A 24,455-nucleotide genomic window follows, 5' to 3' on the forward strand; every position below is an offset into this window, starting at 1 on the left:
CCTTTTCGTTGCGCGTGCGTCGCAGGCGCCGGGCCGGCGCGTGTCCGGGCGGCGCCGGCCGGGTGCGAGACTGCGCTCAGCCGGCCCGCTGCAGGAAGGTTTCCGCATCCATCGGCCGGCCGAGGTGGTAGCCCTGTAGCAGGTCGCAGCCGAGCTGGTCGAGGAATGCGCGCTGGACCTCGGTCTCCACCCCTTCGGCCACGACCTGCAACTGCAGCGAGCGGCCGAGCGCGACGATCGAGGAGACAATGGCCGCGTCCTCCGGGTTGTGCTCCAGGTCGCGCACGAACGCGCGGTCGATCTTCAGTTCCGAGGCCGGCATGCGCTTGAGGTACAGCAGGCTGGAATAGCCGGTGCCGAAATCGTCGATGGCGATCTTCACCCCCATCGCGGTCAGCGTGTTGAGCCGCTGCAGGCTGTCCTCGACGTCCTTCATCGCCGTGGTCTCGGTGACCTCCAGGGTCAGGTGGGCGGGGTCCAGCGCATGCCGCCGGAGTGTCTCGCGCACCGTTTCCACCAGCGCCTGCGAGGCGAACTGCAGCGGCGACAGGTTCACCGCCATCGACCAGCCGGGGTGGCCGGCATCATGCCAGGCGCGCAGCTGGGCGCAGGCGCGGTCCAGCACCCAGTCGCCGATGGCCAGGATCAGGCCGCTGCGCTCGGCGATGGGGATGAACGTATCCGGGCCCAGCAGGCCCAGTTCCGGGTGCTGCCAGCGCAGCAGCGCCTCGGCGCCGATCACCGGCTTGCCGCTGGCCGGAAACTTGGGCTGGTAGTGCAGCAGCAGTTCGTCGCGCGCGATCGCCCGGCGCAGGTCCTGCAGCAGGCGCAGGCGGCGGCTGGTGCTGGCCTGCATCGCCGGGGTGAAGAACGTGTAGCCGTTGCGGCCGGACTGCTTGGTGTGGTGCATCGCCGCGTCGGCGTGCGCCATCAGCTCGCGCTCGCTGGTGGCATCGTCCGGGTACAGCGCGATGCCCAGGCTGGCGCTGAGCTGCAGCTCGGCGCCGTCGATCAGCAGCGGTTCGGCCACCGCCGCGGTGACGCGTTCGGCGATCACCACCGCATCGTCGGTCGATTCCACCCCGAGTACCGCGACGAACTCGTCGCCGCCGAGGCGGGCGAGGGTGTCCTGCGGCCGCAGCAGCCCGCGTACCCGTTCGGCCACGCGCGCCAGCAGGCGGTCGCCGAACTGGTGGCCGTAGGCGTCGTTGACCAGCTTGAAGCCGTCCAGGTCGCAGAACAGCACCGCGACCGAGGTGCCGTGCCGGTGCGCGTTCTCGATCGCCTGTTCGATCCGGTCCTGCAGCAGCATGCGGTTGGGCAGGCGGGTGAGCGGGTCGTGCAGCGACGCCTCCACCAGCTCCTGGTTGGCGCGCGCCAGCGAGTCGGCCAGGTGGCCGGTGCGGTGGTGCAGGCGCCGGTCGAACAGCGAGGCGACCAGGGTGATGCCGATGATGGCCACGGTGGCCACGATCACCAGCACCGCCAGCCAGCGGGTTTCCAGCCCGCCATCGATCACCGCCGCGCAGATGCTGCCGGCCGGGAAGGTCGCGGCGGCCATGCCGGTGTAGTGCATGCCGACGATCGCCAGGCCCATCACCAGCGAGGCGGCCAGTCGCAGCAGCCGGGTATGGCGGCTCTCGCGGCGCAGCCACAGCGCGATCCACAGCGCCGCGCCGGACGCGCCGATGGCGACCAGGATCGAGGCGGCGAACCACAGCGGGTCGTAGTCGATGCCCGGCTGCATGCGCATCGCCGCCATGCCCAGGTAGTGCATGGCGGCGATGCCGCTGCCCATCAGCACGGCGCCGGCCACCAGCCGTGGCAACGGCAGGTGTGGCCGCGACGCCAGCCACAGGGCATAGGCCGATGCGCCGATCGAAGCGGCCATCGAGTACAGGGTGATGGCCAGGTCGTAGCCCACCGGGATCGGCAGGTGGAAGGCCAGCATGGCGATGAAGTGCATCGACCAGATGCCCAGGCCCATCGCCAGGGCGCCGCCGGCCATCCAGCCATACAGGCCGCGCCCGCGCGCCGTCGCCAGGCGTCCGGCCATGTCCAGGGCGGTGTACGAGGCGAGGATGGCGACCAGCAGGGAAAAGACGACCAGGATCGGGTTATAGGTGCCAACCATGCGGGGAGCGTCCGGCGGTTCGTCGATGCAAGAGTGCACCAGACAGCGGCGCCTGGGTGTGCTTCTTTAGTCGTGAGGGTCGCATCGGCTGCGACGGCTGGCGGGTATCCTGTGCCGGCCCCCAGCGAAGGAACCCCGATGGCGAAGAACCGCACCGCCTATGTCTGCAGCGAATGCGGCGCCGAGTACAGCAAATGGCAGGGCCAGTGCGGCGAATGCGGCGCCTGGAACGTCCTGGCCGAGGTGGTGCTGGAAAGCGCGGCCGCGGCGAAGGCGCCGGCCGCGCGCCGCGGCGGCTGGGCCGGCAAGCTCGAGCCGCCGAAGATCACCGCGCTCAAGGACGTGCAGCAGAGCGAGCATGCGCGGGTTTCCACCGGCATCGGCGAGTTCGACCGGGTGCTGGGCGGCGGCCTGGTCGAAGGCGCGGTGGTGCTGGTCGGCGGCGACCCCGGCATCGGCAAGTCGACCCTGCTGCTGCAGGCGCTGGCGAGGATGGCCGGCAGCCTGCCGGTGCTGTACGTGACCGGCGAGGAATCCCTGGCGCAGGTGGCCGGGCGCGCGGTGCGCCTGGACCTGCCGCTGGACGGGCTGGATGCGCTGGCCGAGACCGGCGTCGAACTGATCCTGCAGCACGCCGCCGCGGCGCGCCCCAGGCTGATCGTCGCCGACTCGGTGCAGACGCTGTGGACCGAGACGCTGACCGCCGCGCCGGGCTCGGTCAGCCAGGTGCGCGAGAGCGCGGCACGGCTGGTGCGCTTTGCCAAGGAGACCGGCACCGCGGTGTTCCTGGTCGGCCACGTCACCAAGGAGGGCGGCATCGCCGGCCCGCGCGTGCTCGAGCACATGGTCGACGCGGTGCTGTACTTCGAGGGCGAGAGCGGCAGCCGCTTCCGGGTGCTGCGCGCGTTCAAGAACCGCTTCGGCGCGGTCAACGAACTGGGCGTGTTCGCGATGGGCGAGAAGGGGCTGAAGGAAGTGCCCAATCCCTCGGCCATCTTCCTGTCCGGCGGCAGCACGCGCCAGCCCGGCAGCTGCGTGATGGTCACCCGCGAGGGCACCCGGCCGCTGCTGGTGGAGGTGCAGGCGCTGGTCGATTCCTCGCCGCTGTCCAACCCGCGCCGGGTCGCGGTGGGACTGGAGCAGAACCGCCTGGCGATGCTGCTGGCGGTGCTGCACCGCCATGGCGGGGTGATGGTTGGCGACCAGGACGTGTTCATCAACGTGGTCGGCGGCATCCGCGTGCAGGAGACCGCGGTCGACCTGCCGGTGCTGCTGGCGGTGCTGTCGTCGCTGCGCGACCAGCCGTTGGCGGAGAAGACCATCGCCTTCGGCGAGGTCGGGCTGTCCGGCGAGATCCGCCCTGTACCCAATGGCGAGGAGCGCCTGCGCGAGGCGGCCACCCATGGTTTCAAGCGCGCCATCGTACCCCGCGCCAACGCGCCCAAGGCCGGTTCGGTCAAGGGCATGGAGGTGATCGCGGTCGAGCGGCTGGCCGAAGCGATCGAGGCGGCCTGAGTGGCGCGCGCAGGATCGGCGATGCGCCGCCGGGGGAGTGCATCGATGCGCATGGCCCGGGCCGTGGTCGGGATCGGGCTGCTGGGGCTGCTGTCGGCGCCGGCGGCGCTGGCCGCACCCGCCTGCGCGGCGCCGCTGGCGGTGGCGCGGGCATTGTTCGAGGCCGGGACGTCCGCGCGCTTCCTCGACACGCCCGATGCCCTGCTGGCTCCGGGGTTCGCGCGGGTGATCGCGGCCGAGCGCGATTGCCAGCAGCGCGAGCAGGGCATCTGCCGGCTTGACCATGACCCCTGGCTGGACGGCCAGGATGGCGAGGTGGATGCCGAACCCGGCTACCGGTGGCGGGCGCAGTCGCCGGCAGCCGGCACGGTGGAGGTGCGCTTCCCGGTATGGGGCGAGCCGCACCTGACGCGGTTGGCGATGCGCCGCCAGGCCGATGGCTGCTGGCGGCTGGAGGACCTGGTCACCCACCGCGGGCAATCCATGCGCGCGCTGCTGGCGCGGCCGTTCCCCTGAGGCCGCCGGGGCGGCGTCGACGCCAGGGTCAGCGTGGGTGCCCGAACACCAGTTCGATCACGAACTGGCTGCCGAAGAAGGCCAGCAACAGCAGCACCATCGCGCTCAGCGTCCAGTGCACGGCCTTCACCCCGCGCCAGCCATGCCGGCGGCGGCCGATCATCAGCGTGCCGAACACCAGCCAGGACAGCACGCTGAGCACGGTCTTGTGCACCAGCTTCTGCGCCAGCAGGTCGTCCACGAACAGCACGCCGGTGACCAGGGTCAGGGTCAGCAGGCAGAAGCCGACGGTGATGGTGCGGAACAGCAGCGCCTCCAGGTCGGTCAGCGGCGGCAGTGCGCGCAGCCACGGGCGGAAGTCGCGCCGGCGCAGCGCCCGTTCCTGCAGCCACAACATGATCGCCAGCAGTGCGGCGATGCTCAGCGTCGCGTAGGCCAGCAGCGCCAGCCAGGCATGGGTGGCCAGCCGCCAGCCCAGCGCCCTGCTCGGTTCGTGGCCGTAGCCGTGGTAGGCCAGCAGCAGCAGCGCGGCCATCGGGAATACCAGCACGCCCAGCGCCGCCATGCGCCCGCGCGCGCCGACCACGGTGGTGAGCGCGGCCATGCCCAGCGCCACCAGTGACAGCGCGGCGAAGAAATGCATGTCCGGCCCGCCACTGGTGCGCATCGCCACCAGCAGGTGGTAGCTGCCGTGCAGCACCACCGCCGCGGCCGCCGGCCACAGCCAGGTACGCGACCCGGCGCCACGTTCGGCCGCCAGGCCATGGACGAGCAGTCCGGTGGACAGCAGGTACAGCGCGGTCGCGATGAGAACGATTGTCATCGACACAGTTTCGCATACGCGCCCGCTGCTGGCGATGCGCGCCGCGACGGGGCGGCGGCAGGCGCCGGTGGCCGCTATAATTTGGCCTCTTTGCCAACGTTCCCGCAGGTTGCACCGCATGTTCGAGTCCCTGACCCAGCGCCTTTCCGGCACCATCGAGCGCCTGCGCGGCCGTGGCCGCCTGACCGAGGAGAACATCCGCGAGGCGACCCGCGAGGTGCGCATCGCGCTGCTGGAGGCCGATGTCGCGCTGCCGGTGGTGCAGGCGCTGATCGAAAAGATCAAGGTGCGCGCGGTCGGCCAGGAGGTGCTCAAGTCGCTGACCCCGGGCCAGGCGCTGATCAAGGTCGTGCGCGACGAACTCACCGCGGTGATGGGCTCGCAGGCCACCGACCTGAACCTCAACGTGCCGGCGCCGGCGATCATCCTGATGGCAGGCCTGCAGGGCGCGGGCAAGACCACCACGGTCGGCAAGCTCGCCAAGCACCTGAAGGAAAAGCGCAAGAAGAAGGTGATGGTGGTCTCGGCGGACGTGTACCGCCCGGCCGCGATCGAGCAGCTGAAGACGCTGGCCGAGCAGGTCGGCGTGCTGTTCTTCCCGTCGTCGGCCGAGCAGAAGCCGGTGGACATCGTGCGCGCCGCCATCGACGACGCCCGCAAGTCCTTCGTCGACGTGCTGCTGGTCGATACCGCCGGCCGCCTGGCCATCGACGAAGCGATGATGGCCGAGATCAAGGCCCTGCACGCGGCGGTGAACCCGGCCGAAACCCTGTTCGTGGTCGATTCGATGACCGGCCAGGACGCGGCCAACACCGCCAAGGCGTTCGGCGAGGCGCTGCCGTTGACCGGCGTGGTGCTGACCAAGACCGACGGCGACGCCCGCGGCGGTGCCGCGCTGAGCGTGCGCTACATCACCGGCAAGCCGATCAAGTTCACCGGTACCGGCGAGAAGGTCGACGGCCTGGACGTGTTCCATCCCGAGCGCGTGGCCAGCCGCATCCTGGACATGGGCGACGTGTTGTCGCTGGTCGAGCAGGTCGAGCAGCAGGTCGACAAGGACAAGGCGCAGAAGCTGGCCGAGAAGGTCGCCAAGGGCAAGAAGTTCGACCTCAACGACATGCGCGACCAGCTCGAGCAGATGCAGAACATGGGCGGCATCGGCGGCCTGATGGACAAGCTGCCGGGCCTGGGGCAGATCCCCGAGCACCTCAAGCAGCAGGTGCAGCAGAGCAGGGAAGTGCCGCGCATGATCGCCATCATCAACTCGATGACCAAGAAGGAGCGCCGCAACCCGGGCCTGCTCAACGGCTCGCGCCGGGCCCGCATCGCGCGCGGCTCCGGTACCCAGCCGGCCGACGTCAACAAGCTGATGAAGCAGTACATGCAGATGGAAAAGATGATGGGCAAGCTGTCCGGCGGCGGCATGAAGGGCATGCTGCGCAACATGAAGGGCATGCTCGGCGCGATGGGTGGCAAGGGCGGCCTGCCGTTCCGCTGAGCCCGGTGGCGCGCGCCGTCATTGGCGCCGGCGCAGGGGCTCGGCGATGATGGCGGCTCCCGATTGGAGTGCGGCATGACCCCGGACATCCGCCGACGCGTGGACCGCTTCTGCCAGCGCTTCGGCATTGAGCTGCCGATCCTGCTGGCGCCGATGGCCGGCGCCTGCCCGGTGGCCCTGTCCGCGGCCGTCGCCAGCGCCGGCGGCATGGGTGCGATGGGCGCGGTGCTGTCCACGCCGGCGCAGATCGGGCACTGGATGGACGACTTCCGCCGGCAGTCGCACGGACCGGCCCAGGTCAATGTCTGGGTGCCGGATCCGCCGCCGGTCCGCGACGCAGCGGCCGAAGCGGCGACCCGCGCGTTCCTGCAGCGCTGGGGGCCGGCGGTGCCGGCCAGTGCCGGCGATGCCGCACCGGCCGATTTCGATGCGCAGTTCGACGCCCTGGTCGCGGCACGGCCGGCGGTGGCCTCGACCATCATGGGCGTGTTCTCCGCGGCGCAGGTCTCGCGCCTGAAGGCCGCCGGCATCGCCTGGTTCGCCTGCGCCACCACGCTGGACGAGGCCTTGCAGGCGCAGGCGGCCGGGGCCGACGCGGTGGTCGCGCAGGGCATGGAGGCCGGTGGTCATCGCGGTGCGTTCGTGGACGCGCGCGCCGAGGCGCAGACCAGTGGCCTGTTCGCACTGCTGCCGCGCCTGGCCGACCGCCTCGAGGTGCCGGTGGTCGCGGCCGGTGGCATCGGCGATGGCCGTGGCGTGGCCGCCGCGCTGCTGCTCGGTGCCAGCGCGGTGCAGCTGGGCACGGCGTTCCTGGCTACCGACGAATCCACCATCGCCGAGGCCTGGAAGCAGGCACTGCCCGCGGCGGAACCGGAACATACCCGCGCCACCCGGGTTTTCAGCGGCCGCCTCGGCCGTGCGCTCGACACCGCCTATGTATGCGCCGCGGAAGCGGCCGATGCGCCACGCCCGCAGCCGTACCCCGTGCAGCGCGGCCTCACCGCCGGCATGCGCCGGCAGGCGCAGGCCGACGACCGGCTGGAGGCGATGCAGGCCTGGGCCGGGCAGTCGGCGTGGATGGCGCGGCGCGGCCCCGCCGCCGGCGTGGTGCGGGCGATGTGGCAGCAGGCCCAGGCGCTGCTGTGAACGCGGTGTCCTGCAACGGCGAACCGGTCGATGCCGGGCTGCTCGACGCGGCGCTGGTCAATTACGGGCACTTCACCTCGCTGCAGGTGCGCGCGGGTGCGGTGCAGGGCTGGGCGCTGCACCTGCGGCGGCTGCAGCAGGGCACGCGCGAACTGTTCGATGCCGAACTGGACGAAGCGCGCCTGCTCGACTGGCTGCGGCAGGCACTCATTGCGCGGGGCATGCAGGATGCCTCGCTGCGCATCACCGTGTTCTCGCGCGCGTTCGACTTCCGCCAGCCGCTGCGGGCGGTACCGGTGGACGTACTGGTAAGCGTCGCGGCACCGGCGACGGTGCCCGGCCAGGCCCGGGCGGTGCTGCCGGTGTGCTACCAGCGCGAGCTGCCGCAGCTCAAACATGCCGGCACCTTGCCGCTGTTCCAGCAGCGGCGCCTGGCGATGCGCCGGGGTTTCGACGACGCCCTGTTCGTCGATGCGGCCGGGCGGATCAGCGAGGGCAGTACCTGGAACATCGCCCTGCTCGCCGGCACGGAGGTGGTATGGCCGCGTGCCGAAGCACTGCGCGGGACAGCCGAACAACTGCTCATCGCCGGCCTGGAGCGGCTGGGGCAGGCGCAGGCGTGGCGGGAGGTGCCGCTGGACGCCTTGGGCGGCTTCCGCGCGGCGGTGGCCTGCAACGCCACCGGGATGTGGCCGTTGGCGCGGATCGGCGACTGCCGGTTCGCGGATTCGGAGGCGCTGCTGGGACAACTGCGGCACGCCCTGGCGCAGACGCCCTGGCAGCCGCTGTGAACCGGCCTGTTCAGGCAGGGCAGGGGGCGGGCTTGGAATGGGCCGGGGGCGCGGCTATAATCGCCGGCTTACCGCGCCATCCTGGCGACTGGGCTACAAAGGAAAAACCACCATGGTCAAGATTCGACTGACCCGCGGCGGCGCCAAGAAGCGTCCGTTCTACCACATCATCGTCACCGACGTGCGCAGCGCCCGCGACGGCCGCAACATCGAGCGCGTCGGCTACTACAACCCGGTCGCCCAGGGCGCCGAGCAGCGCGTGGTGCTGGACATCGCCGCGGTCGACAAGTGGGTCGCCAACGGCGCCCAGCTGACCGACAAGGTTCGCAACCTGTACAAGGAAGCGACCAAGGCCCAGGCCGCAGCGGCCTGATCCTGGCGGGCCGCGCGCGAGCGCGGCCCGACTGCTTTATGAAGAAAGATTCCGAGCGCCGGATCCTGCTGGGCAGGGTGACCGGCGCTTTTGGTGTGCGCGGCGAGCTCAAGCTCGAGTCCTGGACCGAGCCGCGGCTGGCCATTTTCAACTATCAGCCCTGGATCCTGCGCAGCCCCTCGGGGCAGGAGTCGCAGATCACCGGCGTGCGCGGCCGCGAGGCCGGCAAGACGCTGGTGGCGACCTTCCCCGGGGTGGACGACCGCAACATGGTCGAGGCCATGCGCGGTACCGAGATCCATATCCCGCGCAGCGCGCTGCCGCCGCCCAGGCCGGACGAGTACTACTGGGTCGACCTGGAGGGCCTGGACGTGCAGACCGTGGACGGCGTCAAGCTGGGCCGCGCCTCGCACCTGTTCAACACCGGCGCCAACGACGTGCTGGTGGTGCGCGGCGACCGCGAGCGCATGGTGCCGTTCGTGATGGACGATTTCGTCAAATCGGTCGACTTCGACGCCAACCTGATCGTGGTCGACTGGGATCCGGAGTTCTGACCCCGGTGCGCATCGACGTCATCACCCTGTTTCCCGAGTTCATCGCGCAGTCCGCCGCGCTGGGCGTGGTCGGCCGTGCGCAGGAGCGCGGCCTGCTCGACCTGCATGGCTGGAATCCGCGCGACCATGCCGAGGGCAACTACCGCCGCGTGGACGACCGCCCGTTCGGCGGCGGCCCGGGCATGGTGATGCTGATCGAGCCGCTGCGCGCGGCGCTGGCCGCCGCGCGCGCTGCCGACCCGACCCCGGCGCCGGTGATCTACCTGAGCCCGCAGGGGCAGCCGCTGACCCAGGCCAAGGTGCGCGAACTGGCGGCGCTGCCGCGGATGATCCTGCTGTGCGGCCGCTACGAAGGCGTGGACGAGCGTTTCCTGGCCGCCGAGGTGGACCAGGAGATCTCCCTCGGCGACTACGTGCTGTCCGGCGGCGAACTGGGCGCGGCGGTGATCGTCGATGCGGTGACCCGGTTGCAGGACGGCGCGCTGAATGACGCCGAATCGGCGGTGCAGGACAGTTTCGAGGGCGACGGCCTGCTCGATTGCCCGCACTACAGCCAGCCGGCCAGCCATGCGCTGGGCGACGTGCCGGAGGTGCTGCGCTCGGGCAACCATGCCGCGATCGCCCGCTGGCGCCGGCAGCAGTCGCTGCTGCGCACGGCGCTGCGCCGTCCCGACCTGCTGGACGAAGCCCGCCTGGGCAAGGCCGACCGCAGGCTGCTGGACGAGGCCCGGCAGGCCCTGGTCGCCGGAGGGGATGCCCCTACTGGCGCCGGGGACGGCGCATAGGCTAGAATTGCGGATTCCCATGGTCCCAGTGCCATGCGGACCGCCAGAACAACAATCGTGCAGCGCAATCCGGCGACTGCATCAGCCCAAGTTGTCGACCCGACACGTCCACCCGAATACATCGGTGCAATCATGAGCAAGCTGAACAAATCCATCGTCGCGGACTTCGAATCCGCCCAGATCACCCGCGAACTGCCGAAGTTCAGCCAGGGCGACACCGTTGTCGTCAACGTCAAGGTCAAGGAAGGCAACCGTGAGCGCGTGCAGGCCTACGAAGGCGTCGTGATCGGCACCAAGAACGCCGGCCTGAACTCCTCGTTCACCGTGCGCAAGATCTCGCACGGCTACGGCGTCGAGCGCGTGTTCCAGACCCACAGCGCGCTGATCGACTCGGTCGAAGTCAAGCGCCGCGGCAAGGTCCGCGCCGGCAAGCTGTACTACCTGCGTGGCCTGGAAGGCAAGGCTGCCCGCATCAAGGAAGACCTGGCCGCCGCTGCGCAGGCCAAGGCTGCCCGCCAGGCCGCCAAGTCCGCCGAGTAATCCCGCCGCGGGCTTCGCGCCCGTCGCCGCGCAACGGCCGCCTTCGGGCGGCCGTTTGCGTTTGCGTGCCCGTGAAGTGCCGCCGTGAGCGGGCTGGCCCGCGGTCGCCGCTGCCTGCAGCCGGACGGTATCCGGCCGGCACGGATGGGAGCCGGCACCGGGCCAGGTGCTGGAGGAGGAGGCGGGGAAGTCCGCCGGGCGATGCCCGGGTGGCGCGGGGCCCGGTTACGCTGCCGGTTCGGCGACGACCACGTCGATGCCGCGGCGCTGCAGGCCTTCGCGCGTGGCCTCGTCGATGCCGGCGTCGGTGATCACCGCGTGGATCTGGTCCAGGTAGGCGATGCGGTGCAGGCTGACGCGGCCGAACTTGGAGGCGTCGGTCAGCACCACGATGCGCCGCGCGCGTTCGACCATGCGGTGGTTCAGGCGCGCCTCGGCCTCGTCGTGGGTGGTCAGGCCGAACTGCAGGTCCAGGCCGTCGACCCCCAGGAACAGGGTGTCGAAGCTGTAGGGATTGAGGCTGGCCTCGGCCTGGCTGCCCTGCAGCGACAGCGACTGCTTGCGCAGCTGGCCGCCGGTGAGCAGGACGTTGACGCCGGCGGCGTTGGCCAGCTCCCAGGCGATGTTCAGGCCGTTGGTCATCACCGTCACGTCGCGGTGCCCGCGCAGGTGGCGGGCCAGGGTCATGGTGGTCGAGCCGGAGTCGATGATGATGTTGTCGCCGGGCTGCACCAGCTGCGCCGCACGCGCGCCGATGGACTCCTTGAGCGGCAGGTTCAGCGCATCCTTTTCGTGGATGTCCTGCTCCTGCGGCGGCGTGCGCACCAGGGTGGCGCCGCCGTGGGTGCGCGTGGCCAGGCCCTGTTCCTCGAAATGGCCCAGGTCGGTGCGGATGGTCACCGCCGACACGCCGTAGCGGCCGACCAGATCGGCGACCTGCACCGAGCCCTGCTCGAGCAGCTGCTGCAGGATCTGCTGGCGGCGGGAACGGGTGTTACGGATGGCCATTTCGTACTTTCTCCGGGAAAGGTCGAGCTTAGCCGTTCGCAAGGTTTGGCGGGGCGGAACTTGCGTTGTGCCTGCGCGGGCCGACGGTATTGGCCGCGCAGGCGCGCGCGTATTCGTCCAGGCACAGGCCGATGCGGTGCCGCACCAGGGCGCCAGGGGTATTGGTCAGCACGCCTTCGCGTACCGCGCGGAACTGTTCGGGCAGATACTGGCTGAGCAGCGCCAGCGGCGGCGCGTGCCGTTCCAGGTTGGCGAACAGCGTGCGCACCGCATCCAGCAGCGCCGGTTCGCCCCAGTAGTAGCGGCAGCGGTCGCTGAAGGCGAACGCGCGCAGCCGCCGCAGCGTGTCCGCGTCGCCGTGGTAGTGCGCCTGCCAGTGCCTAGGTTGTGCGGTCATCACCTCGTCCAGCACCTGCGGCAGGCGCGAGCATTGCGCGGCCGGCAGCAGCTCGGCTTCGATCGCGGCCAGCGCGAACAACGCCTCGCGGTAGGCGAAAGTCGCGGCGGGGCCGACCTTGAGGATGGCGAAATGGTCGCGCACCAGCGCATGCAGGCCGCTCTCGCGCTGGTAGTCGGTGGAATGCGCCTCGAACACGATGCGCGGCTGCCGCTCCAGGAAATCGGCCAGCTCGGCGGCGGCCGCGGCATCGTAGTCGTGCACGCTGCTGTGGTCGAAATCCACGCCCGGCTGCACCACCATCGCGATCACCCGCTGCCAGGCGTCGCGCAGCGCCGGGGTGTCGAAGGCCTGGCGGTGGATCTCCAGGGTCTGTGCCGCCGCGGCCGGCGTGGTCACCGCCAGCCCGGCTGCCAGCGATGCCTCGCCGCCTGGAACCGGTACTTCGGTACCGATCACGTAGACCGGCGGCGGCAGGCCGTGGCTGGCGGCGGTGCGTTCGGCGATGGCCGCCAGTTCGGCCGAGCGCGCGGCGACGATGGCGTCGGGCAGCGGCACCGGGTCGTCGGCGCAGGACATGCTGCAGTCCAGGTGGATCTTGTGGAAACCGGCCGCGACATAGGCCTCGATCAGCACCCGTGCGTGCGCCATCGCTTCGGCCGCGGGCTGCTTCTGCCACGCATTGGGGCCGAGATGGTCGCCGCCAAGGATCAGCCGCCCGCGCGGGAAGCCTTCTGCGTCGGCCAGCGCCTGCACGTAGTCGCGGTACTGCGGCGGGGTCATGCCGGTGTAGCCGCCGAACTGGTCGACCTGGTTGGAGGTGGCTTCGATCAGCAGCACCGTGCCGCGACGGGCCGCCACCTGCAGCGCCGCGCGCAGCACCTGTTCATGGCTGCAGCAGACGCTGTACAGGCCGACGTTGTGGCCGGCGCGGTGGTCGGCGAGCAGGGACTGCAGCGGGGACATGGGCGTACTCACGGGATCAGGAAAAAGTGGGCTGGCAGGCGAGCAGGGCGGCACCGCGCGCGCCGCCGGCATCGCCGAAGCGGGGCGGCACGATCGGCGGCACCTGCACGCCGGCGAACAGGTGCGCGGCGATCGCCGACGGCAGCTGCCGGTACAGCGGCGCGTACTGCGACAGGCCGCCGCCGAGCACGATCACGTGCGGGTCCAGCGCCAGCACCAGCGCGGCCAGGCTGTGGCCGAGCAGGTCGCGGTGGATGTCCAGCGCCTGCCGCGCGCGGGCATCGCCGGCCTCGGCCAGGGCGATGACGTCGCTGGCGTTGCCGGCGCTGCCGCCCAGATGGCGTTCGATCATCGCCACGCCGCTGCCGGAGACATAACGCTCCACGCAGCCGCGCAGCCCGCAGCCGCACTCGAGCAGCGGCAGCCCGTGGCGCTGCAGCAGGTCGGCCGGCACGCTCCAGTGGCCCCATTCGCCGGCCAGGCCGTTGAAGCCGCCGATCAGCCGGCCCTGTACGCAGTAGCCGCCGCCGGCACCGGTGCCGAGGATCGCGCCGAACATGCTGGGGTAGCCGTCGGCGGCACCGCCATGTGCCTCGGACAGGGCGAAGCACTGCAGGTCGTTGCCGAAGCGCAGGGGCCGCTGCAGGCGTGCCTGCAGGTCCCGGGCCACGCACTGGCCGGTGAGCGCCGGCACGTTGGCGCTGAGCTGGCGGCCGCTGCGCCGGTCGCGCACGCCGGGCAGGGCGATGCCGGTGGCATGCGCGCCCGCGCCCAGTGCCGCATCGGCATCGGCGACCAGGCGTTCGACCGCCTGCAGAAAGCCCGGGTAGTCGCCCTGCGGGGTGGCGATGCGCTTGCGCCAGACCACCTGCAACGTCGCATCGCAGGCCACCAGCTCGGTCTTGGTGCCACCGATGTCGATGCCGTAGCAGCTGTCGGCGGTGGACTCAGCCATGGTGGATGGTGACGCCCTTGACCACGCGGTTGACGGTACCGTCGGGGAACGGATTGTCCGGCGTCAACCCCAGCGCGGCCGAGCGCCGCAGCGCATAGAGCTGCGCGAACGGCAGCCACGCCGGCGCCAGCCAGGCATCGGCCAGCGGTGGCACCTGCAGGGTGAAATCATCACCGGCGCCGATATCCGAATGCGGGCCGACCGACAGCACTTTGCCGGCCACGCCGTCGCCCCGCAGTTCTTCCAGCAGGTCCTGCTCGTAGCGGCGCGCCAGCGGTTGCACGCTGCGCAGCATCACCACCAGGGTGCGCGGGTCGAGGGTGGATTTGGGGCCATGGCGGAAGCCCAGCGGGGTGTTGGCCATCGCCAGCACGCGGCCGGCGGTCAGTTCCAGCACCTTGAGCGCGGCTTCGCGGGCCAGCGCTTCCAGCGGGCCGCTGGCCAGGTAGATGACCCGCTCGAACGGCTGCGCCGCGAGCGCGGCCACCGGCGCGTCCCAGCGTTGCAGCCCTTGTCGTGCCAACGCGGCGAGGTCGTGGATGCGCTGGCCGCGCTCGCTCCACGGCGCGCGTTCGAACACCGCCAGCGCCGCCAGCAGCATGCAGCTCAGGCTGCTGGTCATGGCGAAGGCGCGGTCGCAGCTGGCTGTCGGCATCAGCAGCGTGCAGGTATCGGCGCGGCCGGCGCCACGGCGCGCCAGTTCGCCATCGGCGTTGCAGGTGATGTCGAGGAAGCGGGTGTCGTCCACGTCGGCGCGCACGCGCTCGACCGCGGCCACGCTTTCCGGGCTGGAGCCGCTGCGGCCGAAGGACACCAGCAGGGTCGGGCGCTCGCGCTGCAGGTACAGCGCCGGGTGGGTCAGCAGGCTGGTGGTATGCACCGCGCGCACGTCCGCCGGCCACTGCGCATTGAGGTGGTCGGCGACCATCTCGGCGATGAAGCCGGAGCTGCCGGCACCGGTGAACAGCACGCGTTGCGCCGGATCGGACAGGCGCTGGCCAAGGAATGCCTGCAGGCGCGGCTGGTCGCGTTCCAGGGTGATGGCCAGGGCGTCCCACAAGGCCGGTTGCTGGGCGATTTCGGCGGCGGTATCGGCTCCGCCCAGGCGCTGCCAGGCAGACGGGTCGGTAAGCAGGGTGGCGTCCATTCTTGGTTCCTGTTGGGCCAGCGCACGATCTGCTTTTTCTTTCGAAATGTCAAACATCGAAAGAAAAAAGAAAGAAATCTTTCGGCGAGCTGGAATGCCGGACCTGAACCGGCGAACGAAAGTTTTCCACGCACGGCCTTTCGTTGATGTATCTCGGGTGAAACAGGTGATAAGGAAAGTGGTGCTTTGCACAAACTTTCGTTTTATTAAAAAATCCTTATCTTTTGCTTTCATTTTGTTGACATCTTTCGAATTGCTGCCCTAGAGTCGGCGCAACGCCATTCGGATGCCCACCTGGGCCTGGGGAGCACGGTGCACAACCGCGTACGACGTCTGCCACTGCCGGTGGCGCTGCTTTCCGTGCTGCTGCTGCCGGTGCTGCCGGTGCATGCCGAGCCGGTGGGCAACCTGCGCTCGGTCAGTGCCGGCGATGGCCGTGACGGCGTGCGCGGCTGGGATCTGCTCACCGACACCGGCGCGCGCATCCGCATCGAGCTGCCGGCCGCCGACATCGTCCGCGTACAGGCCGGGCGCAAGGGCAGGCTGAGCGGGGCCGGCGACAAGGCCGCGCCGATCGTGCTGCCGCAGCCCCGGGCCAGCGTGCAGGCGCACCTGGAACAGGATGCGCAGGAGATCCGCGTGCGTACCGATGCCCTGGTGCTGCACGTGCAGCGCCAGCCCCTGCGCCTGCGCCTGGAGCGGCTGGACGGCGACCAGCCGGTGGCGCTGTGGCAGGAACTGCAGCCGCTGGACCTGGACACCGCACAGAGCGTACAGGTGTTGTCTTCGCAGGCCGACGAGGCATTCTTCGGCGGCGGCCAGCAGAATGGCCGCTTCCAGTTCAAGGGCCGCGAGCTGGAGATTTCCTATTCCGGCGGCTGGGAGGAGGGCGACCGCCCGAGCCCGGCGCCGATGCTGCTCAGCTCGCGCGGCTGGGGCATGCTGCGCAACACCTGGAGCGATGGCAGCTATGACCTGCGCCAGCCCGACCAGGCCACGCTGCTGCACCGCGAAGACCGCTTCGATGCCTACTACTTCGTCGGCGCGGACCTGCCGCGGCTGATCGAGCGCTACACCCGCCTGACCGGGCGCCCGAACCTGGTCGCGCGCTGGGCGCTGTCCTATGGCGATGCCGATTGCTACAACGACGGCGACAACGTCAAGAAGCCCGGCAGTGTGCCCGAAGGCTGGAGCGACGGCTCCACCGGCACCACGCCGGACGTGGTGGAGAGCGTCGCCGCGCAGTACCGCGCCCACGACATGCCCGGCGGCTGGATCCTGCCCAACGACGGCTATGGCTGCGGCTACCGGCAGTTGCCCGAAACCGTGCAGCGGCTGGCCAAGTACGGCTTCAGGACCGGCCTGTGGACCGAGAACGGCGTGGACAAGATCGCCTGGGAAGTCGGCAAGGCCGGCAGCCGCGTGCAGAAGCTGGACGTGGCCTGGACCGGCCCCGGCTACCAGTTCGCGATGGACGCCAACCGCCAGGCGTTCGACGGCATCGTCGACAATTCCGATTCGCGCCCGTTCCTGTGGACGGTGATGGGCTGGGCCGGCATCCAGCGCTACGCGGTGGCCTGGACCGGCGACCAGAGCAGCAGCTGGGACTACATCCGCTGGCACGTGCCGACCCTGGTCGGCTCGGGCCTGTCCGGCATGGCCTACGCCAGCGGCGACGTCGATGCGATCTTCGGCGGCAGTGCCGAGACCTTCACCCGCGACCTGCAGTGGAAGGCGTTCACCCCGGTGCTGATGGGCATGAGCGGCTGGTCGTCGGGGGCGCGCAAGCACCCGTGGTGGTTCGACGAACCCTATCGCGGCATCAACCGCGATTACCTGAAATTGAAGATGCGCCTGACCCCTTACATGTACGGGCTGGTGCACGAGGCCGCGCAGACCGGCGCGCCGCCGGTGCGCGGGCTGATGTGGGACAACCCGCGCGACCCGCATGCGCGCGACGAGACCTACAAGTACCAGTTCCTGCTCGGCCGCGAACTGCTGGTGGCGCCGGTGTACCGCAGCCAGGCCGCCAGCCGCGGCTGGCGCCGCGACATCCACCTGCCGGCCGGCGGCTGGTTCGACTACTGGGACGGCCGCCGCGTGCAGGCCGGTGCCGAAGGCCGCCGCCTCGACCGCCAGGTGGACCTGGCGACGCTGCCGGTGTTCGTGCGTGCCGGCGCGATCGTGCCGATGTATCCGTCCATGCTGTTCGACGGCGAGAAGCCGCTGGATGAAGTCACCTTCGACCTGTACCCGCAGGGCGACTCCAGCTACACGCTGTACGAGGACGATGGCAATACACGCCGCTACCAGCAGGGCGAATCCAGCACCCAGCGCATCCAGGTGCAGGCGCCGGCGCAGGGCAGCGGCCCGGTGCTGGTGCGCATCGACGCGGTGCAGGGGCAGTACCGCGGACAGCTGGCGCAGCGCCGCTACGGCCTGCGCGTGCTCAACCGGCAGGCCCCGGCCGCGGTGCGGCTGGATGACCGCGCGCTGCCGATGCTGGCCGGCGCGGCCGCCTTCGACGCGGCCGAAGAGGGCTGGTACTTCGATGCCGGCGAACGCCGCGGCACCCTGCACGTGCGTACCGCCAGCGTGGACATCCGCCAGCCGCTGCAGCTGCGGCTGGATTTCCCGCTGGCCGCGGCCACGGCCGACGACGCCTTCCCGGCGGCTCCGGATCAGGGCCGCGTGCTGCCACCGGACAGCCTGCTGGTGGTCAACCGCCCGGCCGAGGAAACGGGCTACCCGCTGGAGAACGCCTTCGACGACGATCCGGCCACCTGGTTCCGCACCGTGCGCAACCAGGCCATCCGCACCGGCGCCCACGAATGGGTGATCGGCTTCGGCGAGCGACGCATGATCGATGGCGTCGAACTGGCACCGCGCAACGACCAGCACTGGAAGCACGGCCAGGTGCGCGACTACGAGATCTACCTGGCCGACAGCAACGGCGAGTGGGGCGAGCCGGTCGCGCGCGGCCGCCTGCCGCTGAACGAAGGCCTGCAGCGCATCGATTTTCCGGCCCATGCCGGCCGCCTGCTGCGCTTCCGCGTGCTCGGCGTGCAGAACCCGGACGGCGACGGCGCCGCCGGCAGCGACCCGATGGCCGGCGCCGCGCAGGCCACTGCCGCGCGCGCCATCGACGCGCTGCGGCCGCGCGACGTCGGGCCGATCGCGCTGTCCACCTTCCACATCCTCGAACAACAGCTACCGGAGCGGCCGGCACGGCAGCAATACCTCTCCCGGCTGCCGCTGCCGGCCGCGCTGGCCTGGCAGGTACAGGCCGACCGGGCGTTGCGTGGCGATGCCGGCATGCGCATGAACGGCCTGCTGTTCCGCAGCGGCCTGGGCGTGGGCGCGGACAGCCGCGTCGACCTGGCGCTCAGGGGCCGCTGGCAGCTGCTGCGTGCCGACCTCGGCATCGACGATGCCTGCCGCGCCGCCGGCGGCATGCAGTTCCAGGTCTGGGGCGATGGCCGCCTGCTGTACGACAGCGGCCTGGTGAAGGCCCCGGGCGTGGTCAAGCCGGAACTGGACATCCGCGGCCTGTCCTCGCTGAGCCTGCGCACGCTCGGTGCGCAGGGCAGCCAACCAACCCAGGTCTGTGGCAACTGGGCCAATGCCGTGCTGATCGGCGAGGAGGGCGACTCCGCCGAACTCGTCGCCCCATGACCCCCGCGTAACACCGCTGCTCCCCCAACACACCGACCACGGCCGTCGCGGCCGTGGAACGGGATCGCCATGCCCGCCATCCGCTGTTCCGTGCGTCACCGCCAGGAGAGAACCCCGATGTTGCCAGCCCGCCGCAATCCCACCCGTTGCCTGTTCACGCCGCTGTCGCTGGCCGTGGCCAGCGCCCTGATCGCCATCGCCGCACCCGCCCTCGCGCAGGATGCCGGCAAGGACAAGGACAAGGAAAAGACCACCGAACTGGCCCGCGTCGAGGTCACCGGTTCCAACATCCGCCGCACCGACGTGGAAACCGCCTCGCCGGTACAGGTGATCAGCAAGCAGGACATCCAGAACATGGGCGCCCGCACCCTGCTGCAGGTGCTGGACAACCTGCCGGCCGCGCGCCCGGCCCAGGTCGATTCCAAATCGCTGTTCACCGGCTCCGACGGCGCCTCCCAGGCCAACCTGCGCGGCCTCGGCCCGCAGGGCACGCTGGTGCTGCTCAATGGCCGCCGGCTGTCGTACTACGGCGCGCCGTCGGGCTTCCAGACCCAGTTCGTCAACATCGACGCCATTCCCGCCGCCGCGATCGAACGCATGGAAGTGCTGACCGACGGCGCCTCCGCGGTGTACGGCACCGATGCGGTGGCCGGCGTCATCAACGTCATCACCAAGCGCAGCTACCAGGGGCTCGAGGTCAGCGGTACCTGGGACACCGCGCCGCGCTTCGATTCCTACGGCGAGAAGCAGGCCAGCATCACCGGCGGCTTCGGCGACCTGTCCAGCGACCGCTACAACGTCTACGCCAGCGTCAATCTGTACGAACGCAACGGCATCCCCGACAGCGAGTGGTACGACAAGAACCCGGCCCAGTTCTACGTCAACAATCCCGATTACATCAAGAACCTGCGCCTGGACACGGGCAGCGCGCCGGGGGTGTTCAACCCGGGCTATTACTTCGCCTTCGATCCGGTGACCAAGGCGCGCGTGGACGAAGCCGCGCCGGGCTGCAAGAACGTGCTGCAGGTGAGCAGCGGCACGCGCTGCATCTGGCAGACGTGGATGAACCGCCAGATCAACGGCGGCGCCGATTCCCGCCGCGTGACCGCCTATGTCAACGGCCATTTCCAGGTGAGCGACGCCACCGAGGCGTTCGCCGAGGTCACCTACACCGACATCGACCTGCGCGCCAACGGCGGCACGCCGCGCGCCTACGGCACCACCACCGGCAACCCGCAGAGCTGGTTCTCGCGCAACACCGGCAACACGGTCAACCAGTTCCTGTATCCGTTCCTCGGCCCGAACAACGAGTACAACCACGCCAGCCCAGAGCTGAAGGCGCTGATGGGCGGCGTGGTCGGCCTGGGCTACCTGCTGCAGGACGTGGGCGGCAACCACTTCGGCCAGCGCAACACCGACAAGAGCTACCGCGCGGTGGCCGGGCTGCGCGGCAGCATCGGCGACTGGAACTGGGAAACCGCCTTCGCCACCGCCGGTTCGCATTCGGTCACCTACCAGACCACCAACGTCAACCTGCGCGGCTTCGAGAAGGCCTTCGGCCCGTACACCATCGACCCGGGCACCGGCCGGGTGATCATTTCCGACCATCCGGCGTACAAGTTCGGTGAGCTCAGCGAAGCCAACGCCGCGCTGATCCGCGAGGCGTTCCCGACCTTCGACATCCAGTCGTGGACCCGCCTGCATACCCTGGACGGCAAGATCGAAGGCCCGCTGTTCGACCTGCCGGCCGGCCAAGTGCGCGCCGCCTTCGGCTTCAACGCCACCCGCGAGACCTTCTATACCCCCGGCAACCAGGACGCCGCCAACGGCCTGATCACCCAGCAGGGCGGCTCGTGGTTCGACGGCAAGCGCAACACCTACGCGCTGTTCTCCGAGGCCGTGGCGCCGATCACCGACAAGCTGGAACTGGACGCCGCGCTGCGCCTGGACAAGTACCCGGGCTTCAGCGCCAACCTGGCGCCGAAGATCGGCCTGAAGTACCAGGCGCTGCCGCAACTGATGCTGCGCGGTACCTATTCGGAGGGCTTCCGCGCGCCCAGCCTGGCCGAGTCCGGCACCGGTGGCGTGTACGCGCAGATCGGCGGCTACCGCGACGAGACCCGCTGCGCCGAGACCAACGCCATCGCCGGCCTGCTGCGGCAGTCGGCGCGCGGCGTCGACAAGGACCTGGGCAACAGCCTGTGGAACAGCGACTGCAGCCGCAACGTGGCGCGCATGACCCAGCCCAACCCCGACCTGAAGCCGGAGAAGGCCAGGATCGCGACGCTGGGCTTCGTGCTCGAGCCGACCGACTGGCTGTCGCTGTCGGCCGATTACTGGTTCGTGTACCGCCGCAACGAGATCGTCGCGCCGGACTACAGCAAGCCCGAGGAGATCAGCGCGCAGACCCGCTTCCCGATCACCGAGACCGACCTGGCCAACCTGGCCGCGCTGGCCAGCATGTGCGCCGACCCGGCCAGCGGCGTGACCTGCCCGACCACCCTGCCGGGCTACAGCACCGGCAACGTGGCCAGCGTCATCGGCCAGTACAAGAACCGTGGCCGCACCCTGATCGACGGCCTGGACGTGGACGCCCGCGGCCGCTTCGAGCTGGGCGAGTGGGGCCGGCTGAACGTCGGCGTGGCCGCGACCATCGCCAACCGCAACATGTACAACTCCGACGACGCCGACGGCTGGTACTACGGCAACTTCGTCGGCTACTACAACAACCCGCGGCTGCGCGCCACGTTCAACACCAACTGGACCTACGGCAACTGGGACACCGGCTTCTACATCAACTATGTCGGCGGCACCAAGTGGGCGTACGACCGCATCGATGCGCAGGACAACAACGCCGAAACCTGTACCGGCAGCTATGTCGACGTGTCGCCGGGCCAGTGCTCGGGCGCGCCGGCCTGGTGGACGGCCAACCTGAGCGTGAACTGGCGGCCGGTCGAGAAGCTGAGCGTGGGCGTGACGGTGAAGAACCTGTTCAACCGCCTGCCGTTCTACGATCCGAACGACTGGATGAACTTCGCCGGCTACACCAACAACTTCGGCCGCATCTACAGCGTGACCGCCACCTACCGGTTCTGATGCTGCACCGTTGCGTGCTCCCCTGCGTGCATGGCATGAAGGGGAGCACGCCTGCTTCGCCCGCGCGGGGCATGCCATGGCGGCCGCACCGGGCGTGATTCCAAGCCAAAGAGGACATGCAATGAAACGCAGGGAATTCATCCTGGCCGGCGCCGCGCTGGCCGCCACCAGTCTGTTGCCGGAGACCCCGGCCTGGGCGCGCGGACGCAAGGTGCGGCTGGGCATGATCGGCACCGGCATGCGCGGCCAGGTGCTGCTCAAGGAGCTGCTGCGCCGCGACGACGTGGACATGGTGGCGCTGTGCGACATCGAGCCGGTCATGCTCGGCCGCGCCACCGCCATGGCGGCCAAGGCCGGCAAGCCGGCACCGAGGACCTACGGCGCCGATGGCGATGCCAATGCCTGGAAGCGCCTGCTGGAGCAGCGTGGCCTGGACGGGGTGATCATCGCCACGCCGTGGGAACTGCACGCGCCGATGGCGATCGCGGCGATGCAGGCCAAGGTCGCGGTCGGCTGCGAGGTGGTGGCCGGCATCACCCTGCAGGACCATTGGGACGTGCTCAATACCCAGTTGCAGACCGGTACGCCGTACATGCTGCTGGAGAACGTGTGCTACCGCCGCGACGTGATGGCGGTGCTGCAGATGGTGCGCGCGGGCCTGTTCGGCGAACTGGTGCACCTGCAGGGCGGGTACCAGCACGACCTGCGCGCGGTGAAGTTCAACGACGGCAATCCCGACCACCCCTACGGCAGCGGCGTCGAGTTCGGGCCCAAGGGCTGGTCCGAGGCGCGCTGGCGCACCGAGCACTCGGTCACCCGCAACGGCGAGCTGTACCCGAGCCACGGCATCGGCCCCTGCGCGATGTACACCGGCATCAACCGCGGCAACCGCTTCACCCACATCAACGCCTTTGCCAGCAAGGCGCGCGGCCTGCACGAATACACCGTGGCCAAGAGTGGCGGCACCACGCACCCCAGCACCCGCGTGCAGTTCAAGCTGGGCGACATCGTCACCACCACCCTGGCCTGCGCCAACGGCGAGACCATCCTGCTGCAGCACGACACCTCGCTGCCGCGCCCGTACTCGCTGGGCTTCCGCGTGCAGGGCACCCAGGGCCTGTGGATGGACCTCAACCACGGCATCCACATCGAGGGCCGCAGTCCGCCGCACGAGTGGGAGGATTTCAAGGCCTACCAGGACCAGTACGAGCATCCGCTGTGGAAGCAATACGCCGACACCGCCGCCGGTGCCGGCCACGGCGGCATGGACTGGTTCGTGATCCACGCCTTCGTCGAGGCGCTGAAGGCGCGGGCGCCGATGCCGATCGACATCTTCGACGCGGTGACCTGGAGCGCGATCACGCCGCTGTCCGAGCAATCCATCGGCAACGGTTTCCAGACCCTGGAATTCCCGGACTTCACCGGCGGCCTGTGGCAGCAGCGCAAGCCGATCTTCGCGTTCGACGGGCGCTACTGACCGCTGCGGGAGCGCACTGCGGTGCGCTCCCATGCCGGGCCGTCAGGACCTGCCGGGCTGCGCATCGACATCGGCCCCGGCATCGGCGTCCGCCACCGGTGACGGCGGGCAGGCCGGCACTTCGGCCGGCGTCGCCAGCTCCCCGGCATGCGCCGGCGGCGACATCATCCTGGCCCTGCGCCAGCCGCCCCAGCGGTAATAGGCCAACGACAGCAGCATCGACACCAGCGAGCTGACCGGGAAGCTCCACCAGATCGCGTCGGCACCCAGCCGGGGTTGCAGCAGTTCGGCGAACGGCACGCGCACGCCCCATAGCGAGGCGGCCAGGATCAGCAGCGGCGCGATCACCGCGCCGGTGGAACGCACCACGCCGGAAATCACGAAGCTCACGCCGAAGAACAGGAACGACCACACCGCGATGTGGTTCAGGTGGCGCGCCACCGCCAGCGCCTGGCTGCCGTCGGGCAGGAACAGCGCCAGCGAGTGCCGGTCCAGCAGGATCAGCGGCAGGATCAGCACGCCGGTGAGCAGGAAGTTGAACAGCACGCCCTTGCGCGCGGTGCCGCGTACCCGGCTCCAGTGGCCCGCGCCCACGTTCTGCGCGGCCATCGACGAGCACGCCGCGCCGATCGCCATCGCCGGCATCTGCACGTAGGTCCACAGTTGCAGCGAGGCGCCATAGGCGGCGGCGGTATCGGTGCCGTAGTCGTTGACCATGGTCATCAGCATGATCATCGACAGCGAGATCAGCACCATCTGCAGGCCCATCGGCACGCCCTTGACCACCAGCGCCCGCAGGATCGGCAGGTCGATGCGGAACAGCGCCATGTCCTTGCGCCCCAGCCACAGCACGTGGCCGCGCTGACGCATGTAGGCCAGCAGGCCGAGCAGCGACAGCGACTGCGCCAGCAGCGTGGCCCAGGCCGCGCCGGCGATGCCCAGCTGCGGGAACGGGCCGATGCCGAAGATCAGCAGCGGGTTGAGCACGATGTCCAGCGCCACCGACAGCAGCAGGAAGCGGAACGGCGTGCGCGAATCGCCGGCGCCGCGCAGCGCCGC

At 70.1% G+C, this 24,455-nt stretch carries 19 protein-coding genes; 12 read left to right on the plus strand and 7 right to left on the minus strand.

The window, feature by feature from the left end; all coding sequences use genetic code 11:
• Positions 1 to 76: 76 nt before the first annotated feature.
• The gene (locus ABB33_RS02290) at positions 77 to 2,134 is read right to left on the minus strand and encodes a putative bifunctional diguanylate cyclase/phosphodiesterase (RefSeq protein ID WP_056931001.1); all 2,058 of its coding nucleotides are present in this window, start codon (positions 2,132 to 2,134) and stop codon (positions 77 to 79) included.
• 138 nt (positions 2,135 to 2,272) lie between these two features.
• On the opposite strand from ABB33_RS02290, the gene radA reads away from it, so the two are divergent.
• Together radA and ABB33_RS02300 are read left to right on the plus strand one after the other, a co-directional pair.
• Positions 2,273 to 3,649 (plus strand): DNA repair protein RadA, encoded by a 1,377-nt coding sequence (gene radA, locus ABB33_RS02295; protein WP_056931002.1) that lies wholly within the window; start codon positions 2,273 to 2,275, stop codon positions 3,647 to 3,649.
• A 45-nt stretch (positions 3,650 to 3,694) separates the two neighbouring features.
• A complete protein-coding gene (locus ABB33_RS02300; RefSeq protein WP_225546689.1) occupies positions 3,695 to 4,165 on the plus strand; it encodes a hypothetical protein in 471 nt (156 codons plus the stop codon).
• 28 nt (positions 4,166 to 4,193) lie between these two features.
• On the opposite strand, the gene ABB33_RS02305 is transcribed toward ABB33_RS02300, so the two are convergent.
• A complete protein-coding gene (locus tag ABB33_RS02305) occupies positions 4,194 to 4,988 on the minus strand; it encodes a cytochrome C assembly family protein (RefSeq protein ID WP_056931003.1) in 795 nt (264 codons plus the stop codon).
• Positions 4,989 to 5,106: 118 nt separating this feature from the next.
• On the opposite strand from ABB33_RS02305, the gene ffh reads away from it, so the two are divergent.
• The 7 genes from ffh to rplS all read left to right on the plus strand — a co-directional run bounded on the left by ffh (position 5,107) and on the right by rplS (position 10,675).
• The gene (ffh, locus tag ABB33_RS02310; protein ID WP_054664236.1) at positions 5,107 to 6,486 is read left to right on the plus strand and encodes a signal recognition particle protein; all 1,380 of its coding nucleotides are present in this window, start codon (positions 5,107 to 5,109) and stop codon (positions 6,484 to 6,486) included.
• A 75-nt stretch (positions 6,487 to 6,561) separates the two neighbouring features.
• Positions 6,562 to 7,632 carry an NAD(P)H-dependent flavin oxidoreductase gene (locus ABB33_RS18415; RefSeq protein WP_054664239.1) on the plus strand — a complete coding sequence of 357 codons (1,071 nt, stop codon included), beginning with the start codon at positions 6,562 to 6,564 and terminating at the stop codon, positions 7,630 to 7,632.
• Positions 7,629 to 8,423, plus strand: a complete 795-nt coding sequence (locus tag ABB33_RS02320) for an aminotransferase class IV family protein (protein WP_225546690.1) — start codon at positions 7,629 to 7,631, stop codon at positions 8,421 to 8,423. The genes ABB33_RS18415 and ABB33_RS02320 overlap by 4 nt, the downstream gene beginning before the upstream one ends.
• Before the next feature lie 112 nt (positions 8,424 to 8,535).
• The gene (gene rpsP / locus ABB33_RS02325) at positions 8,536 to 8,796 is read left to right on the plus strand and encodes a 30S ribosomal protein S16 (protein ID WP_054664242.1); all 261 of its coding nucleotides are present in this window, start codon (positions 8,536 to 8,538) and stop codon (positions 8,794 to 8,796) included.
• Between the two features lie 38 nt (positions 8,797 to 8,834).
• Positions 8,835 to 9,350 (plus strand): ribosome maturation factor RimM, encoded by a 516-nt coding sequence (rimM, locus tag ABB33_RS02330; protein ID WP_056931004.1) that lies wholly within the window; start codon positions 8,835 to 8,837, stop codon positions 9,348 to 9,350.
• Between the two features lie 5 nt (positions 9,351 to 9,355).
• Positions 9,356 to 10,135 carry a tRNA (guanosine(37)-N1)-methyltransferase TrmD gene (gene trmD / locus ABB33_RS02335; protein ID WP_054664248.1) on the plus strand — a complete coding sequence of 260 codons (780 nt, stop codon included), beginning with the start codon at positions 9,356 to 9,358 and terminating at the stop codon, positions 10,133 to 10,135.
• A 132-nt stretch (positions 10,136 to 10,267) separates the two neighbouring features.
• Complete coding sequence (gene rplS, locus ABB33_RS02340; protein WP_054664251.1) at positions 10,268 to 10,675, plus strand: 50S ribosomal protein L19; 408 nt, start codon at positions 10,268 to 10,270, stop codon at positions 10,673 to 10,675.
• A 225-nt stretch (positions 10,676 to 10,900) separates the two neighbouring features.
• Here the strand turns inward: rplS and ABB33_RS02345 are convergent, their stop codons facing one another.
• From ABB33_RS02345 to ABB33_RS02360, 4 genes are read right to left on the minus strand one after another with little or no spacing between them, the layout of a single operon-like run.
• Positions 10,901 to 11,677, minus strand: a complete 777-nt coding sequence (locus ABB33_RS02345; RefSeq protein WP_054668624.1) for a DeoR family transcriptional regulator — start codon at positions 11,675 to 11,677, stop codon at positions 10,901 to 10,903.
• A 34-nt stretch (positions 11,678 to 11,711) separates the two neighbouring features.
• On the minus strand, positions 11,712 to 13,046 hold the full coding sequence (locus tag ABB33_RS02350; protein WP_056931005.1) for a D-tagatose-bisphosphate aldolase, class II, non-catalytic subunit: 1,335 nt from the start codon (positions 13,044 to 13,046) through the stop codon (positions 11,712 to 11,714).
• Positions 13,047 to 13,062: 16 nt separating this feature from the next.
• A complete protein-coding gene (locus ABB33_RS02355) occupies positions 13,063 to 14,001 on the minus strand; it encodes an ROK family protein (protein WP_056931006.1) in 939 nt (312 codons plus the stop codon).
• Positions 13,994 to 15,148 carry an SIS domain-containing protein gene (locus ABB33_RS02360; RefSeq protein ID WP_056931007.1) on the minus strand — a complete coding sequence of 385 codons (1,155 nt, stop codon included), beginning with the start codon at positions 15,146 to 15,148 and terminating at the stop codon, positions 13,994 to 13,996. Before ABB33_RS02360 ends, ABB33_RS02355 begins: the two co-directional genes overlap by 8 nt.
• Before the next feature lie 312 nt (positions 15,149 to 15,460).
• On the opposite strand from ABB33_RS02360, the gene ABB33_RS02365 reads away from it, so the two are divergent.
• The 3 genes from ABB33_RS02365 (at position 15,461) to ABB33_RS02375 (ending at position 23,396) form a co-directional block, all read left to right on the plus strand.
• Positions 15,461 to 18,823: a TIM-barrel domain-containing protein gene (locus ABB33_RS02365; RefSeq protein WP_056931008.1), complete on the plus strand. Its 3,363-nt coding sequence runs from the start codon at positions 15,461 to 15,463 to the stop codon at positions 18,821 to 18,823.
• A gap of 117 nt (positions 18,824 to 18,940) precedes the next feature.
• Positions 18,941 to 21,919, plus strand: a complete 2,979-nt coding sequence (locus ABB33_RS02370; protein ID WP_056931009.1) for a TonB-dependent receptor plug domain-containing protein — start codon at positions 18,941 to 18,943, stop codon at positions 21,917 to 21,919.
• A 121-nt stretch (positions 21,920 to 22,040) separates the two neighbouring features.
• Positions 22,041 to 23,396, plus strand: coding sequence for a Gfo/Idh/MocA family protein (locus ABB33_RS02375; protein ID WP_056931010.1), 1,356 nt, complete (start codon positions 22,041 to 22,043; stop codon positions 23,394 to 23,396).
• Between the two features lie 42 nt (positions 23,397 to 23,438).
• Here the strand turns inward: ABB33_RS02375 and ABB33_RS02380 are convergent.
• Positions 23,439 to 24,455 (minus strand): MATE family efflux transporter (locus ABB33_RS02380; RefSeq protein ID WP_056931011.1); only part of this gene is annotated, 1,017 nt, incomplete at its 5' end.

It is taken from the genome of Stenotrophomonas acidaminiphila, assembly GCF_001431595.1.
GTDB classification, from domain to species: Bacteria; Pseudomonadota; Gammaproteobacteria; order Xanthomonadales; family Xanthomonadaceae; genus Stenotrophomonas; species Stenotrophomonas acidaminiphila.

Coding starts and splice junctions, on each gene's coding strand:
- ffh (WP_054664236.1), top strand. CDS start 5,107: ATGTTCGAGTCCCTGACCCAGCGCCTTTCCGGCACCATCGAGCGCCTG.
- ABB33_RS02360 (WP_056931007.1), bottom strand. CDS start 15,148: ATGGACGCCACCCTGCTTACCGACCCGTCTGCCTGGCAGCGCCTGGGC.
- ABB33_RS02305 (WP_056931003.1), bottom strand. CDS start 4,988: ATGACAATCGTTCTCATCGCGACCGCGCTGTACCTGCTGTCCACCGGA.
- ABB33_RS02300 (WP_225546689.1), top strand. CDS start 3,695: ATGCGCATGGCCCGGGCCGTGGTCGGGATCGGGCTGCTGGGGCTGCTG.
- radA (WP_056931002.1), top strand. CDS start 2,273: ATGGCGAAGAACCGCACCGCCTATGTCTGCAGCGAATGCGGCGCCGAG.
- rplS (WP_054664251.1), top strand. CDS start 10,268: ATGAGCAAGCTGAACAAATCCATCGTCGCGGACTTCGAATCCGCCCAG.
- ABB33_RS02290 (WP_056931001.1), bottom strand. CDS start 2,134: ATGGTTGGCACCTATAACCCGATCCTGGTCGTCTTTTCCCTGCTGGTC.
- ABB33_RS02375 (WP_056931010.1), top strand. CDS start 22,041: ATGAAACGCAGGGAATTCATCCTGGCCGGCGCCGCGCTGGCCGCCACC.
- rimM (WP_056931004.1), top strand. CDS start 8,835: ATGAAGAAAGATTCCGAGCGCCGGATCCTGCTGGGCAGGGTGACCGGC.
- rpsP (WP_054664242.1), top strand. CDS start 8,536: ATGGTCAAGATTCGACTGACCCGCGGCGGCGCCAAGAAGCGTCCGTTC.
- ABB33_RS02370 (WP_056931009.1), top strand. CDS start 18,941: ATGTTGCCAGCCCGCCGCAATCCCACCCGTTGCCTGTTCACGCCGCTG.
- ABB33_RS02355 (WP_056931006.1), bottom strand. CDS start 14,001: ATGGCTGAGTCCACCGCCGACAGCTGCTACGGCATCGACATCGGTGGC.
- ABB33_RS02350 (WP_056931005.1), bottom strand. CDS start 13,046: ATGTCCCCGCTGCAGTCCCTGCTCGCCGACCACCGCGCCGGCCACAAC.
- ABB33_RS18415 (WP_054664239.1), top strand. CDS start 6,562: ATGACCCCGGACATCCGCCGACGCGTGGACCGCTTCTGCCAGCGCTTC.